Origin of the sequence: Devosia epidermidihirudinis, assembly GCF_000971295.1 — a bacterium.
Classification (GTDB): Bacteria; Pseudomonadota; Alphaproteobacteria; order Rhizobiales; family Devosiaceae; genus Devosia; species Devosia epidermidihirudinis.
Genome location: NZ_LANJ01000011.1, coordinates 344352 through 360583, shown reverse-complemented (window position 1 = coordinate 360583; position 16232 = coordinate 344352). Strand labels below are relative to the sequence as shown.

The window sequence follows — 16232 nt, the reverse complement described above, 5'->3', positions numbered from 1 at the left end:
ATGAACATTGAGGTTCAGCCATGTCCCTTTCTCAAATGCAGGTCTTCAACAAGTACATCATGCCAGCGACTATCGAGACGCTGGCGCAGCTCGTCGACAAGTTCAACGGCGCTTCCGGCGGAGCAATCCGCCTGACCACGGAAGGCTTCGAAGGCGATTTCCTTCAGGAGTCGTTCTATGCCGCCATTCATTCGGCCCGTCGTCGCGTTGACCGCTATGCCGCCAATAACGCGGCCACCCCGACTGATCTGACTCAGCTCAAGCACTCGACCGTGAAGGTCGCTGGCGGCTTCGGCCCGGTTCGTTTTGAACCTTCCCAGATGACCTGGCTCAACAAGCCGACTGCCGAGGGCGTCGAGGTCGCATCGCGCAACTTTGCCGAGGCGCTGCTGCAGGATCAGCTCAACACGTCTATCGCGGCACTGGTGGCAGCAATCGCCAACCAGGGCGCTGCAACGACGGTCGATGTCTCGGCCACCAAGAAAGTCGACTACACGGCGGTCAATGACAGCCACGCGCTATTCGGCGATCACTCGCCCATGCTGGTGGCGCAGGTCATGGATGGCGTGAGCTATCACGGCTTCATCGGCCAAAACCTCGGGAATACCGCCACGCTGTTTCAGGCGGGCAACGTCCGTGTCGTGGACATTCTCGGCCGTACCGTTGTCGTTACCGATGCTCCGGCGCTCTACAGCGCTGCTGTGGCTGATCCTGCCACTCCGGCCAAGCGCCGCGTGCTCTCGCTGGCTGCCAATGCCGCTGTGGTTCACGACAGCCGCGACATCATCTCGAACATTGAGACGAGCAACGGCAAGGAGCGCATCGAGACCACGCTGCAGATCGATTACACCTTCGGTCTGGGCCTCAAGGGTTACACCTGGGACGAAGCCAACGGCGGCAAGTCGCCCACCGACGCCGAGCTGGCGACGGGCTCGAACTGGGACAAGGTTGCGAGCTCCACCAAGCACACTGCTGGCGTGCTGGCTATCGGCCAGGCCTAGCACTGGTTTTGGAAGTGGAGGCGGGTTCGCTCGCCTCCATCACCAAGGCCAGAAAGGAATTTGTCATGAAAAAGCTCGTCTTGGATAAGACCGCCTTCGTTCGCCACCCGGTATTGCCCGAACTCAAGCGCAAGCTGAACAGCGAGGGATATCAGATCGTAGATGCCGCCTTCGCGCCTGAGGGCGAGACGATCTTGGATGGCTCGGCGTCTGAGGGCGCAAAAACTCCGACGAAAAGTCCAGTGAAGACCGCGAAGCCCAACGAAATTCCAGGCGCCGCTGCTGACGCGCTCGCTTTAGCCGGTGGCAACTTCATGGCCTTCAAGTCGGCTGCCAAGAAGATCCTTAGCGATGCTCTGCCCGGCACCAAGGACGAAATCATCGCCGCGCTGAAGGCGTATGACGGCGGAGCGGATGGTACGCCAACACCCATCCCCGAAGCTTGGGAAGCCATGACCGACGACGAGTTGGTCGAGCTGGCCGGAAAGCTTGCGGGCGAGCCAGTCAATGCTGGCAGCGAAGGCAGTCCCGCCGACAAGGCTCGATCCATCATTCAGGCAACGGTCGATGACCGCGCGAGCCGCGCATAATGGCCGACAACGTCACTCCGCTATTCTCTGGGCCAGCCGTTGCCGATATCCCCGGCCAGTTGCGGCAAATGGCTGAAATGATCGAGCGCGGCGAAGTCCTGGCGACATCGGCCCTCTTCATTGTGCCCCAGAACAATGACTGGCCAATGGTGTTTGGCTGGGGCGACCACCTCGGTGATCTTGGAAATATCGCGGTCTGCGAGCTGACCAAGAGCTGGTTCGTCAATAATTTAACGGCGTGGTCTTGATGCTGTCCTTCACCGATCCAGCTGTCATCCCTAGCGAGGCTGACGCATACGCTGAAGCTCGCTTGTGGTCCGACTGGACCGGTGATGAAGCCGTGAAGGTTGGCGGCCTGCGTCGTGGGCAGGATTTCATCGCCCAGACCTACAATGGCCGTTGGCTGACGGTTTGGGACAATAACGACGCGCCGGATCTGGTGAAGTTCGCCATCATCGAAGCGGCCCGACGCGAGCTCGTGTCCCCTGGCAGTTTGGCGCCTGATTTCGTCGCCGCTCGTGCCGTCACCCGCGAAAAGAAGAAGGTAGGGCCGCTGGAGAAGGAGCTTCAGTACGCCGAGGCGACCAGTGCCGCATCGGTCCAGCCCGTCATCGACGCCATCGGCAAACTGCTGGCTGGATTGATCGGTGCCAAGGCAGGCTCCTACGGCTCAGCGCCGCTGCTGAGGGTCTGACATGGCCATTGAGAAATTCGACTACACAGAGGCAGCAAGAGATGCCGCTGAGCTGCTCCAAGAGTTCGGCCAGATTGGCGCGATCCGGCGCTTTACCGAAGTTCCGGGGCCCGACGAGTTCACCCCAGGCACTCAGGTTGAAGTGGATTACCCGATCATCGTGGCCGTGCTGCCAATCGACCTGCAGAACGTGGGCCGGGACATGGACGGCACGCTGATCAAGGCCGACGACAAGCAATTGCTCATCTCTCCTGATGCAGCCGCGCTCAAGCCAACAACTACCGATCTGGTTCTGATCGACGGTGCTTTCGCTGGCGCGTCTTATGTCGGTGGCACCATTTATTCGCTCGTGCGTTGCAACGCCCTAGCGCCCGCAGGTCGGGTCGTTCTCTACGACGCCGTTGGTACACGTTGATGCGCTAAGCGCAGGGCTTCGACTGCCGCTCTTAATCCAGTAACAGGAACCGGCGAGCACAACTTCTCGGCGGGGCCACGTGAAAGCCTCTGCGTGTTGGGTAGGGCCGACGCGGCGATGACGTAAAATATCCACTGAGATGGGTCTCGGTGATCAGCGCTGTCATCCTCAACGTGATGCAGCGCCAGAACATAGATGTCGGCATTCCTTCCAGGTCGAGCTATCCAGTCCGTCCCGTTTTCCCAGACCCCGGTTCGTGGCTTGATGTCCCATGATGGTTTGGGAGGGCTCTTGCTGACCCACGACTGCTTCAACGCGGATTGCTTGACCTCAAGCCGAAGACCGCCGGGGTGGATGAAATCGCATGCCGCATAGTCAGCAGAGGTCCAATCCCAATCCGGGAGCACAGCGGCAACAATCGCTTCAGTGATGATCGAGCGGTAGACGTTCGTGACCAGCGGTTTACCGAATATCGCCTTCGACGCGGCCTCGATCGTTTGTTAAGTTGTCAGCATGTTTCCTCCGGTGGGGAAGGCTACCGGCTGGGTCTTAGGGAGGTGTGAATGGGCTTCGCTGATCAGGTTTCCGCATTCACCCGCAAGACCGAAGCTAAGATCGAAACTGCCATCCGCAAGATTGCGCTCGACGTCTTTGCCGAGGTGATCATGATGAGCCCCGTTGATACGGGCCGGTTCCGGGGTAATTGGCAGGTGGCTATCGGCTCGGCGCCATCTGGGACGCTGGAAATTGACGATAAGGCCGGGACGGCCACACTCGCCAAGGCCCAGGCCGAGGCATTGGGGCTCAAGGCGGGGCAAACGATCTTCCTCGTCAACAACCTGCCGTATGCGCAGGCCCTCGAATATGGATCGTCACAGCAGGCACCGGGCGGAATGGTCCGCCTCACCGTGCAACGCTGGAAGCCCATTGTCGAAGCCGTAGGTCGGGAGCTGAGCAAGCAATGAGCGTTCCCGTCGAAGCCGATATCTGGGCGGCGCTGAAAGCCCGAGTTGAAACACTGCCGGCCGCCATCATGCCGCAGAGTTCGATTGCCTATCCCAAGGTGGCGTTCACCAAGCCAACGATAGGCGGAAAGCCATCGCCGTACATCGAGGTTCGACACCTGCCGAACCAGGCGCAGCGGCTGTTCATCAACAACGGCGCTCACCGTCGCCCCGGCATTCTTCAGCTCTCGCTCTATGTGCCGAACGCGGGATCTTGGACCAATGAGCAGACGTTGGGGCAGGCGGGCCGCATTGCCGAGCACTTCCCTATGGATCTCAAGCTGTCGGCCCATGACGTGACTGTCCGCATCTCGAAAGCCCCAGACATCGCCCAAGGCTTTGCCGATGGGGCGTACTGGATGACGCCGATCAGCGTTTCCTTCGACTGTTTCGGGTAGCCCGGTAAATGAAGCGGGGCGGGAAGGTCTCTCCTATGGATGTGAAGTTTTACGACCAAATTGGCAATCGAGCGGGTTTCGTGTTGAGCGGCCGGCGGAGTTCATCTCGCATCGAGCTATATTCGCCCGCCCAAATCATCGAAGCAGTTCGGTCTCTGCGAGGTGTGCTTTCAGCTGAGAGCGTGCTTGAGCGGCTCCGGCAGAATGCGGGTCCGATGAAATAGCAATGGTGAGTTGGGTGAGTCCGATTATCGACCTATCCAACAGCTTCCTGGGGAGGTGGAAATCCGCTTGGCGCCAGACCTCGGTATTCTCCCGCACCAGCTTAGTCACTGCCAACGGAACCGCGTCCGAGCCGGTAAGCTCGTGCTCGAATTCTGTTTTGATTGAGGACGGCGCCGTTGTAGATCGTGTGCCCTCTGTTTGCAGCAGCAGTCTGGATGCCTTCAGCATTGCTTTTGGGTCGCATAGCAGTAACGCGTCGGGCAGCTGAGGGATTGTTCCCCACATGCAATGAGCAAGCATGTTTCTTGGGCGAGCAGCGCGCTCGATGAGCTTGAACAGAGGGTTCAAAAGAGCACGCGTTTCCTCGTGCTCGATTTTCTCCTGAGCTGCGGCCTTTATCGCGTCCGTCTGGCTATTTCGCGCCCGGATACTGTCTAGGATCGCAAGAGCGGCGGTGTCGCCAAGGAGCACGGACGCCATGGTGCTAAGGGTGTACTCTACATTCGCCCATTTAGCGAAGAGACGTCCGGCCTCTGCGGATAGAACCGGTCGATCATGGCCCGCATCACTAAGGTTTATTTCGAAGGACAGAATGCTGTCTGGAAATCTCTCAGGCATACGATACTCCCCCGGCCCACTCCAATTTGGATCAGAGCCCCCGGGAAGAGTCTAGCCTTCCGCCGCACAGGCCATTTGGCCACCCATCATCATTCGCAACGGCTCGCTTCGGCGGGCCTTTTTCATGGAGACCACAATGTCCCAGTCGTTCCCGGTCGCTGGCCGGAAGATCTATATGCACGCCGATGTGCTGGTGCCGCCCGTGACTGGGCTGCTGACCGCTGCCGACTTCCCCGCAATCACTGATGAGGATTGGGGCGGCATCGGCAAGTGGCAGACGATGGGCTCCCTCGGCGGCGATCAGGCAACGATCACAACCCCTTACATCAACGAAGAATACGATGACGTGCAGATGGGCACAAAGAACCCCGGTGTCATGTCGAACACCTTCGGCGTGGTTCCCGCAGATCCGGGCCAGATCGCGCTTTACGCAGCTGCTGGTGACAAGCGCCTTCGCGCGTTCCTCGTTGAGTTCCCTGATGCTCCGGTCGGCTCTGCCGCGCACGGCACCGTCCGGCTGTTCGCAGCCTATGTGAAGGAGCCGGCAGAGCAGGGCGGTGAGGCCAATACTATGGGCCTGATGACCGTCGATTTCGTGAAGTTCAAGAACACCGTCCGTGTGCCAGCAGCGGCCACCGGCGGTCCGGTAGGTGGTGTATAATGGAAATCAGCGGCCTCAAGCGCGACAGCGCCGCAATTGCAGCTGGTCAGTGGGTTGGCGACATTCCCGGTCTTGGTGATGTCCGGCTCCGGGTTCGCGGCCTGTCCAGCCCGGTCGTGGTGGCCGTGCGTAGCCGTAGGGAGCGTAAGGTTCCACGCGATCAGCGCGAGCGAGATGGCTCGCTGACCGCTGAAGTTGGCCTTGTGGTCTTTGGCGAGGTGCTGCACGAGGCGGTGTTGCTCGACTGGCAGGGCCTTACTGACGGCGGCAAGCCAGTTCCGTTTGACGCCGATCTGGCGAAGACGTGGCTCACCGACCCCGACTTCGCGTTCTTCGCGGATGCGGTGGTCTATGCGGCTCAGATCGTGGACAAGGGCAATGCAGATACCCAGGAACAGCTTGAGGGAAACTACGAAGCGCCGTTGCGTGGGAAATAGCGCACGGCGCAGTCTATCGCGCATGGGTGGCGGGTGCGGACGAACGCCCCGTCAGCTGGCCCCCGGAGTTATTACCGGGCGCTGACGAGCTTCTATCGGCGTTCTGGGCACTATGTTCGGATCGTCAGGTTGCAATGAGCGAGGGGCCAATTCCATTCTCCGCCATCAACCAATGGGCCGCACGGCAAGGGGTCGACGGCGGCGATGAATTCGCCACTCTGATGCGCTGTGTCCGGGTGATGGATGACGAATGGCTGAAGTCAGCGCGACGGCACGACGGTCAGGTAGAAGGTCGACCACTGACTCCTGAACTTTTCGACGCCGTGTTTAGATAGAGTAGGGCCCCGACCAAGGCCGGGGCAAGTTGTGGTTACCGAACGAAGTCGTCAATCCTGCGGAGAGTTACTCGGCGGTTACGCCAGTCTTCTCGGGACGTGTTGATCAGAAGGTAGTCTTTTCCGTAGCCAACGGTCTCGAGGACGCGGGAAGGGATGCCGAACTCGTTCACCAAGACGCGTTTCAGGGACGCGGCACGGCGCTCCGAAAGCAGTTGGTTCGAGGAACGAGAGCCTACAGCATCGGTGTGCCCCTCAATAAGGAACAAGGCGCGGCGGCGGCGCTGCAAAACATCGCTCAGGGCGTCAGCGATCTCGAAAACCTTGCGGTACTCAGAGCGCGGGATCGAGGCGGAACCAAACTCAAAGTTGATGGCCTGAATATCGATCGATGGGGCCGCCCAGCGGAGGTCGGGACGCTTGCGGAAGTCCTGAATGGTGACGCGATTTGCGGGAGCCACTTCCAAGGAAGGAGCGGCGTCCAACTGGCGCATGATCTCATTCGAAGATGGGATTGAGGTGCTCTGAGCAAAGGCTGTGGCGGGGGAGGCTGCAACCACTGCTAGCCCCAACAAAAAGTGACGGCGGTCCATGCGCGATCTCCTCATGGGTGTTCGTTTGATGCGCATTTCTGGCAGCTTGAACCTGAAGGCAGGCTGAACACGCTGGTCAGGCCTGACCTTCAACACATCGCCTCGCAGGGGCGCCCATCTTTGTCTCGATCAAGCCGCCCGCCCCAGGAACAGTTGGCGAGATACCACCTCGCGGCGCTACAACTTCCGATCTGGGAACAAGTTCTTCTCGGTGAACATGAAAGCCCAGAAGACTTTGGGGGAGCCTGAACCAACGTTGCGGGCGGAGTGTAAATCTGAGCTGGGCGGGTCGAGGACGTGTATCGTTCGCTTATCCATCCGTAACCAGCGGAAGACTGAACCAGAACCCAGCCGCTTGCCCTATCTAGGACGGTGACCCGCTCGCCGTTGGATATTTTGCTCACTATCGCTGCGTTGGTCGACGGTTCTGCGCGTATGTTCAGGGTCGACGCTGAGACGTAACGGATTTCGATGGGAGCCGAGGTCGAAGGCTCATTGCTGGCTGGTGTGGTGGCCTTCGGAACGGGTGATTTGGGAGTAGGGGCCGCCACGACAGCCGGTGCGGTTGGTCGGGCCGCAGTCGTTGTATTCGATGGCGTGGGCGTCTTCATGCACTGGGCAATTCCAAAGACCAGCAGGCCAACAATAAGCCAGCCACCAAGTGATGATTTACGCTTCGCCATGAACTCCCCCAAAGGGCAGTGTGGCGAAGCTTAGGAATTGTGTCCAGTCAGGGCTTTGCGCAAGATTCAGCGGCTATTGCGACACTGTACCGGCCTATCGCTGAACTACGTAAACCTCTCGGCGACCGCCAAGTGCGAGAACAAGGCCGATGATGATCAGGATTGCTCCGAAGAAGAAACCGACGAACCCAGCAACCCCAGTCATCATAACGCCAGCAATTCCAGCCCCTGCGGCGGTAGCTGCCTGACTACTGGCATCTGTGGTTGCAATCATGTCACTCCCGACGCGGCCAGAAAGCAGCATTACGGAAAGTGGCAGTGCAAAAACGCTCACTCCGGCCAGCAAGAAGCCGCGCCCAAATGCACGGCGCAGCGTCGGAGCAAAAAAGCCGAGCAGCGCGCCGCCGATCACAACCACGAAAATAACCCAGGCGCTGCTCCCACTGCTGTCGGAGAATGCGGCAAACGCCGGCGCCAGCGCTACCCCGCTGACTACCCCGAACACCAGTCCAACCAGAACCCGAAAAATCGCGCGAACGAACTTCATTTGCTTCCCCCTCACAGATGTTGGCGGGACGCTAACTCACGCCCCCAAGAGGAGCAACTATGGATATTGCAGAACTTGGTCTAGCAATCCGCTCGGACGGGGTTGTTGTCGCAAAGGATCGCCTTCAGGATCTAGAAGCTCAGGCTGGTCGCACCGAAAAATCGGCCGGACTACTTGCGAAGGCTTTCGCAGGGTTAGCTGCGGCATTCAGCGTGTCTAAGCTCATCGACTATACGAACCGCTGGACGGACCTCTCCAGTCGAGTTGAGATTGCGACAGGTTCGATTGGGATGGGCGCCGCAACTATGCAGCGCCTATCAGAGATGGCTCGCCGCACATATTCTTCGCTCGACCTCACCGCCGAGAGCTTCCTGCTCAACGCGACGGCGATGCGCGAGATGGGCGCCAGTACGGGCCAGACGCTCAACTACGTCGAAGCGATCAACAATGCGCTGGTAGTCAGTGGCAGCAAGGGAGACCGCGCGGCGAGTGTGATGAATGCCCTTGGCAAGGCTATGGCCTTGGGCAAGCTGAGTGGCGAAAACCTCAACACGGTGCTGGCCTCGGGCGACCGAGTAGCAAGTGCTCTCGCCGCGAGTATGGGTGTGTCAACGCTCGAGCTACGCGCCTTGGGCGCTGCCGGCAAGATCACGAGCAAAGATATCATCGGGATCACGTCCCAGCTGGAACTGCTCCGCGCCGAGGCGGATAGCATGCCCGCAACGATCGGGGACGCGTTTGGCCAGCTAGGGAATGGCATAATGGCCATGGTTGGCAAGTTCGACCAAGCCCGTGACGGATCATCCCGTGTTGCTGAAGCGATCTTGTGGCTGGCCGACGCCATGAACACCGGCGCCATATCCATAGAACGGATACTGTCGTACTCCGCGTCCTATGCAGCGTTTATGGCTGGCCAGTGGGTGTTCAGCTTTGTTGCTGCCCATGGCGCAGTTGCCTCGCTCACTGCAGGCCTTCGCCTTCTGCGCGCTGCAATGATCAGTACAGGCATTGGCGCGCTCGTCGTTATTGCGGGTGAGCTGGTCTATCAGCTTTTCAAGGTTGTCGACGGGGCGAACAGCGTGAGCGAGGCATTCGCTCGGATCAAGAAGTCTGGGCTCGACACATGGCAACGCCTCGTCGCTGGTGGGGAGTTTATGTATCAGTCGTTAGCTGCAACTGCGCTGAACATAACCGCCAGTTTTTTGCTTGCATGGCAGAAAATTCAAGCCGGCTTTGCAGACATGATGCGCTTCCTGCGCGAGCACTCCGGCGGCGTGCTTGATTTCCTCGGTGCTGGCGATTTGCAAGCGAACTTCGACGCTTCTCTAAAGCGCCAAGAGGCAAGCGCCCTGGCTGTGAAAGGTGCGGCGGACGCGGCTACAGCTGCGGCCCGAGACGCTTTCGCTCGCATGGTCGGGGATATGTCGACCGGCAGCGACATTGGCTCTATGCCGTCGTTTGGGGAACTCTCTGGCACGCTCGGCAAGCCGGGAAGCCTCACACTCCCATCAACTCCTGACAAGGGGGCTGAAAAGGCCGCCAAGGCATATGCTGATCTCGTGCGCGGCTCCCGCGAGTTCATCGCCAGCCAGGAACTAGAAGCCCGCGCCTTGGGAATGACGGAAGAGGCCGCGAGCCGTATGCGCTACGAGCAAGACATGCTCAACAAAGCGGCGAACGACAACATCAAGCTCGGCCCTGCGCAGCGCGCGGAAATCTCCGGCCTCGCTGCCGCTATGGCTGCTGCTGAAGAAGCGACGCGCCGTCTGACTGAGATCTACAACTTCGGCAAGGACGTGTTCAAAGGTTTCTTTGGCGATATTCGATCCGGGATCATGGAAGGCAACGGTCTCTGGGAAAGCCTTGGCAATGCTGCTGTCAACGCCCTCGACAAGATCGCCCAGAAGGCCATGGATATGGCTCTAAATGGCATCTGGGACATGGTCTTCGGTGGTCTCATGGGCGGGCTCGGCGGCGGCATGGTCGGGGGTATGTGGAATATCCCAATCGCCTTCAAGCCCGGCGGCTTCTTCCCTGGCTTTGCCACCGGCACCAACTTCGCCCCCGGCGGTATGGCCTGGGTAGGTGAGCGCGGGCCCGAATTGGTGAACCTGCCACGCGGCTCTCAGGTCATCCCGCATCAGCAGTCTATTGCTATGGCCGCGAACCAGAACCAGAGCAACGACAACGGGCCGGTCATCCACATCACCAACCATATGCAGGTGATGCCCGGCGCGACGGAAGAGGACGGCGCAGCGTTTGCCCGTGGAGTGACCAAGGAGCTGCGTCGTCAGTTGCCTGATGCACTGGCCGCCTACAACAAGAACAACCTGCGGAGGACCACCTAATGGCCCTCCCGTCAATCCTTCCCGTCGCATCGTTTGCCGACCTGCTCAATGTGACCGACGTGTCTTTCGTCCAAGGCTGGCAACAGCAGCGGTCGGCCACAGCAAGCGGAGAAACGCGATATGCAGATCGGGCGCCGTCGCTCTGGAAGGCGAGCGTCACCACGGGCCCATCGCTTCACGCCGAGGCAGAAGGGCTCATGTCCCTCATCAACTCGCGGGCAGGTGGGCTCAAGACCGCACTCTTGTTCAACCACAAGCTGCCGTTCCCTTCCTCCGACCCAGATGGTGCGCGGATTGCCGGCTACACGCCAAAGCTTGGCGTCGTCACCGACCGCTTGCACGTCGCGTTCACAGGCTTTCGACCCGGTTATGTCCTACCGCTCGGGACGTATTTCGGAATCATCTGGGATACGAGCCGCTACTATCTCGGGCAGCTCGTAGAGGCTCGAACCGCCAACCCCGTCACGGGCGCCGTGGCCGCGACCGAAATCTGGCCCCCGCTCCCTGCGTCGATCAGTGGGACGCCAAACGTGATCGTCTCCAAACCTTGCGGCAAGTTCCGCGTTGAGCCGGGATCGGCCTTTCCTTCGACCTCTGGTGCGCTGCACACCTCGATTAAGTTCAGCGCCGAACAGACCTACAGCCGCTAGGACCTCCCATGTACGATCCCGCAACGATAGCCGCTCTCCAGAGCGGGGCCTTGGTGCTGCGCGACATTCTAACGGTCAACGGCAAGACAAATGCCGGCGTGGCTGCGTCCTTCGTCTATTGGACCGGCGAAGACAGCATCGCCGTCAACGTCATTCCTGCAGGCGCGACGTCTCCCGTGAGCCGCAATGCGGTCGGTGGCGGCACACTGCTCGAGGTGCCGCAGGTTGTTGACGCCATTGGTATGGAGGCGCGCTCGGTAACGTTTGGCCTTGACCACATCGACAAGTCGGTCGGCTCGCCCATGGACACGGTGTTTGGCAACAACGTGCGCGTGGCGCGCGTCGAGCTGCACCGGGCGATCTTTGATCCAGCATCTTGGTACCTCGCAGCTACGCCGCATCTGCTGTTCGCCGGCCGCGTCGATGGCGCTGCCGTGGACGACGCAGCAGCAGGCGGGCAGGGCGGTCTATCGCTCGATGCCATCAACGCCGTGATCGACAACACGCGCACCAATCCCGCGATGGAATCCGACGAGCAGCAACGGTTGCGTGAGGGAGACCGCATCCGTCGTTATGGTGACACCGCTGCGCAGATCGATCGCTGGTGGGGTCAGGCCAAAGGCAGTGCCGACAAGCAGACGCGAGGCGGCCGCAAATGAACTTCATCATTCAGTTTGTCGTCGGCATTGTTCTGTCGCTCGCGTCGTCCCTGTTCCAGCAGGCAACTGCGCAGAAGCAGCAGAAGGCAACAGGCACGCGGGGCTCTGCCCAGGTTGGTGGCAAGGTCCCTCAGTATTTCTTGATGGGCACGGTCGGCGAGCCCGGCAAGTTCGAATATGGCAACAGCTGGGGTGAGGCTAATGGCGTCCCCAATGCCTATAGCGTCGACGTCTACTCGTTCGGCGATCTGGCCATCAACGATATGGTTGGTCTGTTCGTCAACGCAACGCGCGTTCCGCTCACGACGGCAGGTGCTGTTGAACAGGGTAACCCCGTCACTCTCAAGGACGATGGTGGCCAGCGCCGTCTCTGGTGGAAGTTTCTCAACGGGAGCCAGATCGGATCCGATGCTTATCTGACCAGCAAGTTTGGCGCCGATCCCGACCGGCCTTGGACCGGGGATATGGTCGGTCGCGGCCTGCCGTTGCTCATCACAACGTCGCTTTGGGACGAGAAGCTCTGGACGGGCTTCCCGTCATTCGTAGGCGAGTTTCAGGGCATCAAACTCTACGATATTACCAAGGACAGCACCGCAGGCGGCTCTGGCCCACAGCGCTGGGAGAACCCATCCACGTGGGCGTTCTCCGACAACAACGCCGTCATGATCTACAACATCGAACGCGGCATCTACTACAATCCGCCAAAGCCGGATGGCTCGCCAGCCACCACGCTTGGCAAGAAGATCTGGGGCGGATCGTCCACTGCCGCGCAGCTGCCCTATGCGGTGTGGGCTGCGGCCATCAACGCTTGTAACGAGAATGTCTCGCTGGTGAGTGGCGGCACAGAAAAGCGCTTCCGGGCCGGCCGCAAGATCAACTTGAACGAACGCCCAGCTGACGTGATCCGCGAACTGCTGGTTGGTGCCAACGCCCGGTATTGCCCCGCTGCCGATGGCACGAAATACATTCTGGTCGGCGTTCCTACCGTAGCTGACTTCGCGTTCTCCGATGCGGACGTGTTGGCCACGGAGCGGCTTGGCGCAATCCCGTTTCCCAACCTTGATGACATCATCAATGGCGCCACGGCGACCTATCGCGAGCCCACACAGGCTTGGGAAGACAAGGAGACCGCCCCGTACATTCGCGCGGACCTCGAAGCCGAAGATGATGGCAGACCACAGCCTGACGGCTTTGCGTTCGATACCACCTTCTCTGGCACACAGGCCCAGCGCTTGCTCAAGGCCATCGTGGAGGAAAGCAGGCGCTTCAAGACGCACGTTGCTGCTTTGCCTCCAGAATTTGGGCAATACCGCCCCCTCATGGTGGGAGCGTGGACGTCGGAGCGCTTCGGCTACGTCAACAAGCTGTTCCTGATCACGGTTCGGACCCGCGACATTTGGGGCAACGTCGTCTTCGGTCTGCACGAGATCGACCCAGCTGACCACAACTGGAACCCAACGACTGACCAGCGGCCGCTATCCTTTGCGCCTGTGGTGACAAACCGTCCTGCACCGCAAGCCGTGGTGGGGTTTTCTGTGGCTCCAGCTATCGGCAACGACAGCCAGGGGCGCCCGCGTCGTCCAGGCTATGACGCTTTTTGGTCAAGCACCTCCGTTGCAGTCGATGTCGACTTCGTTCGGATATCGCACCGGCTTAAAGGCGAAACCACAAACCGGTGGGTGGGGCTTATCCCGCGCCCGGAACTCCTCACCGGCTCGGCGCGAGTGCTCGACAGCCTTTTGCAGGGTGAGGTCTTCGAGGTCCAGATCCAGTACGTCACGAACTCTGGGCGGCGGACGCTTGCTTCGGGATGGCTTGAGGTCATTATCCCAGACGTTAAGCTCAACGCACTCGACGTAGAGCTGGACGATCTGGCCAATGAGATCGGCGACAAGGTCGCTGAACTCGAAGACTGGGCTCGCCACAACACGCGCGAGACCATTGAGGAGAAGCGCAAAGCCATCCTGCTCAACGTACAGGGCGCGGTAGGTGACTTCAACGACCGGCAGATCATTCGCCGGGAGACGTCGTCGGAGACCGCCAATAACCGCGCGCTGTTCCGCGAGGAAATCCTAACGGCCACAGGGCCGAACTCGGCCATCGTCGCGCGCATAGAGGAACTACGGGCAGAGGTCTTCGACCCGGTGTCCGGCCTTCCGGCCACCACAGAAATCGTCAACTTGCTGTCGGCTGAGGTGCATCATCCCACAACAGGTCTGGAGGCTATCGGGAACTCGATCCTTTCGCTGACATCAAGCGTTGCCGGGCAATCCGCCGAGGGCCTATTCCGCATCTTCACTGCAGCCACTCCCGAAGGGGCCAGTGCCCGCGTAGCCCTAAGCGTCGCGGCTAGTGGTGGCGCGGCACCGAATAGTGCCGCGATGTACCTCGACGCAATGACGGACGGCAAATCACGCATCCTGATGGTCGCTGACCAGATCGGCTTCACCAACGGCACGTCGCTTGAAAACCCCTTCGTGTTCGAAGGCGGCGTTCTAACGATGCGCGCCACTCGGGTGCAGACGATTACTGCGGGGGTGCTGCAAAGCCCTGATGGGAAGATGGTCATCAACCTCAACGCCAAACGCATCGCGATCACGACATGAGCGTTCGCCTTTATGCCGACGAGTATCGCTGTGCGATTTTTGAGGAAGCTCCGGGCGGGGGGGATGCCGACAACCCAAACTCCCCCGCCAACAGGCCCGTTCTCGATCCCATAACCTGGATCAACAGTATCTATTTCCATTCTGACTTTGGTTACTACGGGGTCGTTGTCCATGGAAACACTGCAATCTCGCATGTGGCCGTGGCTGGGCGTACGGTGACGGTAGGCAGCGATGCCTACCTTTCGCAGCTCTACTACGGGCAGTCGCAAGTCTTCGACCATCTGCTGCTCCAGCATAACCTTGGCTATGTCCCGCGCTTCTTCGTGGCCTATGACGGGAAGATGATCCCCCATGGCATGCCTGTGCAGGCGAGCGGGGGTGGCGTGCGTCTAGTGTGCGCCTATGCAACCGCGACGCAGATCAGGCTGCGCGAGTTTGCGACGTCATCGGCAATCGATCTGCCGGCAGCAGTTCGCAGCTATCAAGTGCTGGCATTCCGGAACAATGCGCCGTCGCCCTCGCTGCCAATGTTTGAAGTCGAGCCGGGCAAGGCTGTCTTTGGGCAGGGCAGCTTCTTGGCTGAGCATCCCCACCTTCGGGCTACTGGTGCTGGCGACGTTTTGTTCGCGCAGGCGAAAGATAGAACGGCTGCCGTCAGAAACGGAGCGTTCCGCGCCATCCCGCCGAACGGTGCAGCGGTTGACCTAGGGACGTTCACCGGTTCGCTGCCCACGCCGAGCTTCATCAACGTAACAGCAGGTGTGTAATGGTCGATGCCTTCTATGCCGACAATGGCCGTATCCAGGTCATCAAAAATGATGACATCTCGTTTGACAGCGATCGGCCGTCCATCCAGTTGCTGCCTGATAGCTCCAAGCTATCCATTTCGCGGAACGTCTCATTCCCGAACCTGCTCAGTAGTCCGGCATACCTGCAGCGCACCTACGGCAGCGCTGGCCCATACTGCGAAAGCTGGTCGGCGCTCATGCCGCAAGAGTGGGGGCCAGATGAGGTCAACACCAGCCCGGAAATCTATCCAGCCAACAACTGGGCTCTCTCTGGTCCGATACTGCGAAATCTGCCGGAAGAACTGATAGGCACCGTCCCAGCTGGAACCGACTATGTCGACGTCCGCGCCAAGATGACAAGGACAGTGGTGCCGCCAGTATTCATGCAGCAGTCTCCACCGCTGGTCATGTTCAAAGAGGGCGACTGGGTCGGGCTTCCTGGAGGCTCATGTCCCTGCGAATACTTCCCGCCACTGGCTCGGCACTTCGACATCGTGCTGCGGGGGACTTCTGTTTATCTGCGGCGGTTCCAGTCCGTGACGAATGGCGGTCAAAAGTTTGGATGGGGCGAGAGCGCTGGCAACCAGTATGGATGGTTCACGAGTTCCACCCCGACGTGGGGCAACCAATATTCAAACAGCCCTGGCCGCTATGGGATACCCGCAGTCCTGATGCAGTCTCTAGGTGGCGATATCAACCTCAACCGCCGAGCGCCTTGGGCGTCTAACTCGGCTGGCTCCTGCGCGGTCTACCCCGTCGACTACACGTCAGTTTACGCCTGCGAATTTGAAATCCACCCTGGACGGTACAAGGCTTCGCGATGATCCAAATCTCCCCCATTTCCGCGGCTCAGCACTACGCCACCTCGGCGCAATTCTGGGAGGGGCAGGCCAAGGCGCTGAGGCACGAGCTTGATGAGGCGACTGCAAGGATCGCTGATCTCGAGCGATCGAGCGCGCAGCAGGCGGAGGATATCGCAT

20 protein-coding genes are annotated in these 16232 nt (G+C 60.0%); 16 read left to right on the top strand and 4 right to left on the bottom strand.

Translation table 11 applies throughout. The annotated features are described in order from the left end of the window. Window positions 1–20 precede the first annotated feature (20 nt). The 7 genes from WH87_RS04780 (at window position 21) to WH87_RS04750 (ending at window position 4102) form a co-directional block, all read left to right on the top strand. On the top strand, window positions 21–1001 hold the full coding sequence (locus tag WH87_RS04780; protein WP_046138261.1) for a major capsid protein: 981 nt from the start codon (window positions 21–23) through the stop codon (window positions 999–1001). Window positions 1002–1066: 65 nt separating this feature from the next. Further along, on the top strand, window positions 1067–1591 hold the full coding sequence (locus WH87_RS04775) for a hypothetical protein (RefSeq protein ID WP_156458077.1): 525 nt from the start codon (window positions 1067–1069) through the stop codon (window positions 1589–1591). Next, entirely contained in the window at window positions 1591–1839 is a 249-nt protein-coding gene (locus WH87_RS04770) for a hypothetical protein (protein ID WP_046138263.1), read from the top strand. Before WH87_RS04775 ends, WH87_RS04770 begins: the two co-directional genes overlap by 1 nt. Then, complete coding sequence (locus WH87_RS18820) at window positions 1839–2285, top strand: hypothetical protein (RefSeq protein ID WP_052726306.1); 447 nt, start codon at window positions 1839–1841, stop codon at window positions 2283–2285. The genes WH87_RS04770 and WH87_RS18820 overlap by 1 nt, the downstream gene beginning before the upstream one ends. Before the next feature lies 1 nt (window position 2286). Continuing rightward, entirely contained in the window at window positions 2287–2700 is a 414-nt protein-coding gene (locus WH87_RS04760) for a hypothetical protein (protein WP_046138264.1), read from the top strand. A gap of 563 nt (window positions 2701–3263) precedes the next feature. Next, window positions 3264–3665: an HK97 gp10 family phage protein gene (locus tag WH87_RS04755; protein WP_046138265.1), complete on the top strand. Its 402-nt coding sequence runs from the start codon at window positions 3264–3266 to the stop codon at window positions 3663–3665. Further along, on the top strand, window positions 3662–4102 hold the full coding sequence (locus WH87_RS04750; protein WP_046138266.1) for a phage tail terminator-like protein: 441 nt from the start codon (window positions 3662–3664) through the stop codon (window positions 4100–4102). Before WH87_RS04755 ends, WH87_RS04750 begins: the two co-directional genes overlap by 4 nt. 135 nt (window positions 4103–4237) lie before the next feature. On the opposite strand, the gene WH87_RS04745 is transcribed toward WH87_RS04750, so the two are convergent. Continuing rightward, the gene (locus tag WH87_RS04745) at window positions 4238–4945 is read right to left on the bottom strand and encodes a hypothetical protein (protein ID WP_046138267.1); all 708 of its coding nucleotides are present in this window, start codon (window positions 4943–4945) and stop codon (window positions 4238–4240) included. 136 nt (window positions 4946–5081) lie between these two features. Here WH87_RS04745 and WH87_RS18815 point away from each other — a divergent pair, with 136 nt between their 5' ends. Genes WH87_RS18815 through WH87_RS20470 form a run of 3 tightly spaced genes read left to right on the top strand, consistent with a single transcriptional unit; the run spans window position 5082 to window position 6378 of the window. Next, window positions 5082–5606, top strand: a complete 525-nt coding sequence (locus tag WH87_RS18815; protein WP_156458075.1) for a hypothetical protein — start codon at window positions 5082–5084, stop codon at window positions 5604–5606. Next, the gene (locus WH87_RS04735; protein WP_046138268.1) at window positions 5606–6043 is read left to right on the top strand and encodes a hypothetical protein; all 438 of its coding nucleotides are present in this window, start codon (window positions 5606–5608) and stop codon (window positions 6041–6043) included. Before WH87_RS18815 ends, WH87_RS04735 begins: the two co-directional genes overlap by 1 nt. Window positions 6044–6069: 26 nt before the next feature. After that, the gene (locus WH87_RS20470) at window positions 6070–6378 is read left to right on the top strand and encodes a phage tail assembly chaperone (protein WP_455350783.1); all 309 of its coding nucleotides are present in this window, start codon (window positions 6070–6072) and stop codon (window positions 6376–6378) included. Between the two features lie 35 nt (window positions 6379–6413). Here WH87_RS20470 and WH87_RS04725 read toward each other — a convergent pair whose 3' ends face one another. From WH87_RS04725 to WH87_RS04720, 3 genes are all read right to left on the bottom strand, one after another. Beyond that, complete coding sequence (locus WH87_RS04725; protein WP_046138269.1) at window positions 6414–6971, bottom strand: OmpA family protein; 558 nt, start codon at window positions 6969–6971, stop codon at window positions 6414–6416. An 89-nt stretch (window positions 6972–7060) separates the two neighbouring features. Beyond that, on the bottom strand, window positions 7061–7582 hold the full coding sequence (locus WH87_RS20380; RefSeq protein WP_407060027.1) for an SH3 domain-containing protein: 522 nt from the start codon (window positions 7580–7582) through the stop codon (window positions 7061–7063). A 166-nt stretch (window positions 7583–7748) separates the two neighbouring features. After that, window positions 7749–8201 (bottom strand): hypothetical protein, encoded by a 453-nt coding sequence (locus WH87_RS04720; RefSeq protein ID WP_046138270.1) that lies wholly within the window; start codon window positions 8199–8201, stop codon window positions 7749–7751. 59 nt (window positions 8202–8260) lie between these two features. Between WH87_RS04720 and WH87_RS18810 the strand changes: the two genes are divergently transcribed. The 6 genes from WH87_RS18810 to WH87_RS04685 are packed head-to-tail and all read left to right on the top strand — an operon-like array spanning window position 8261 to window position 16076. Next, window positions 8261–10549, top strand: coding sequence for a tape measure protein (locus WH87_RS18810; protein WP_082092495.1), 2289 nt, complete (start codon window positions 8261–8263; stop codon window positions 10547–10549). Next, window positions 10549–11199: a hypothetical protein gene (locus tag WH87_RS04710; RefSeq protein WP_046138271.1), complete on the top strand. Its 651-nt coding sequence runs from the start codon at window positions 10549–10551 to the stop codon at window positions 11197–11199. The genes WH87_RS18810 and WH87_RS04710 overlap by 1 nt, the downstream gene beginning before the upstream one ends. Window positions 11200–11207: 8 nt before the next feature. Then, window positions 11208–11858 carry a hypothetical protein gene (locus tag WH87_RS04705; RefSeq protein ID WP_046138272.1) on the top strand — a complete coding sequence of 217 codons (651 nt, stop codon included), beginning with the start codon at window positions 11208–11210 and terminating at the stop codon, window positions 11856–11858. Next, window positions 11855–14464: a phage tail protein gene (locus WH87_RS04700; protein ID WP_046138273.1), complete on the top strand. Its 2610-nt coding sequence runs from the start codon at window positions 11855–11857 to the stop codon at window positions 14462–14464. The genes WH87_RS04705 and WH87_RS04700 overlap by 4 nt, the downstream gene beginning before the upstream one ends. Further along, window positions 14461–15231 carry a hypothetical protein gene (locus WH87_RS18805; RefSeq protein ID WP_052726310.1) on the top strand — a complete coding sequence of 257 codons (771 nt, stop codon included), beginning with the start codon at window positions 14461–14463 and terminating at the stop codon, window positions 15229–15231. The genes WH87_RS04700 and WH87_RS18805 overlap by 4 nt, the downstream gene beginning before the upstream one ends. Continuing rightward, a complete protein-coding gene (locus WH87_RS04685) occupies window positions 15231–16076 on the top strand; it encodes a hypothetical protein (RefSeq protein WP_046138276.1) in 846 nt (281 codons plus the stop codon). The genes WH87_RS18805 and WH87_RS04685 overlap by 1 nt, the downstream gene beginning before the upstream one ends. Window positions 16077–16232 lie beyond the last annotated feature (156 nt).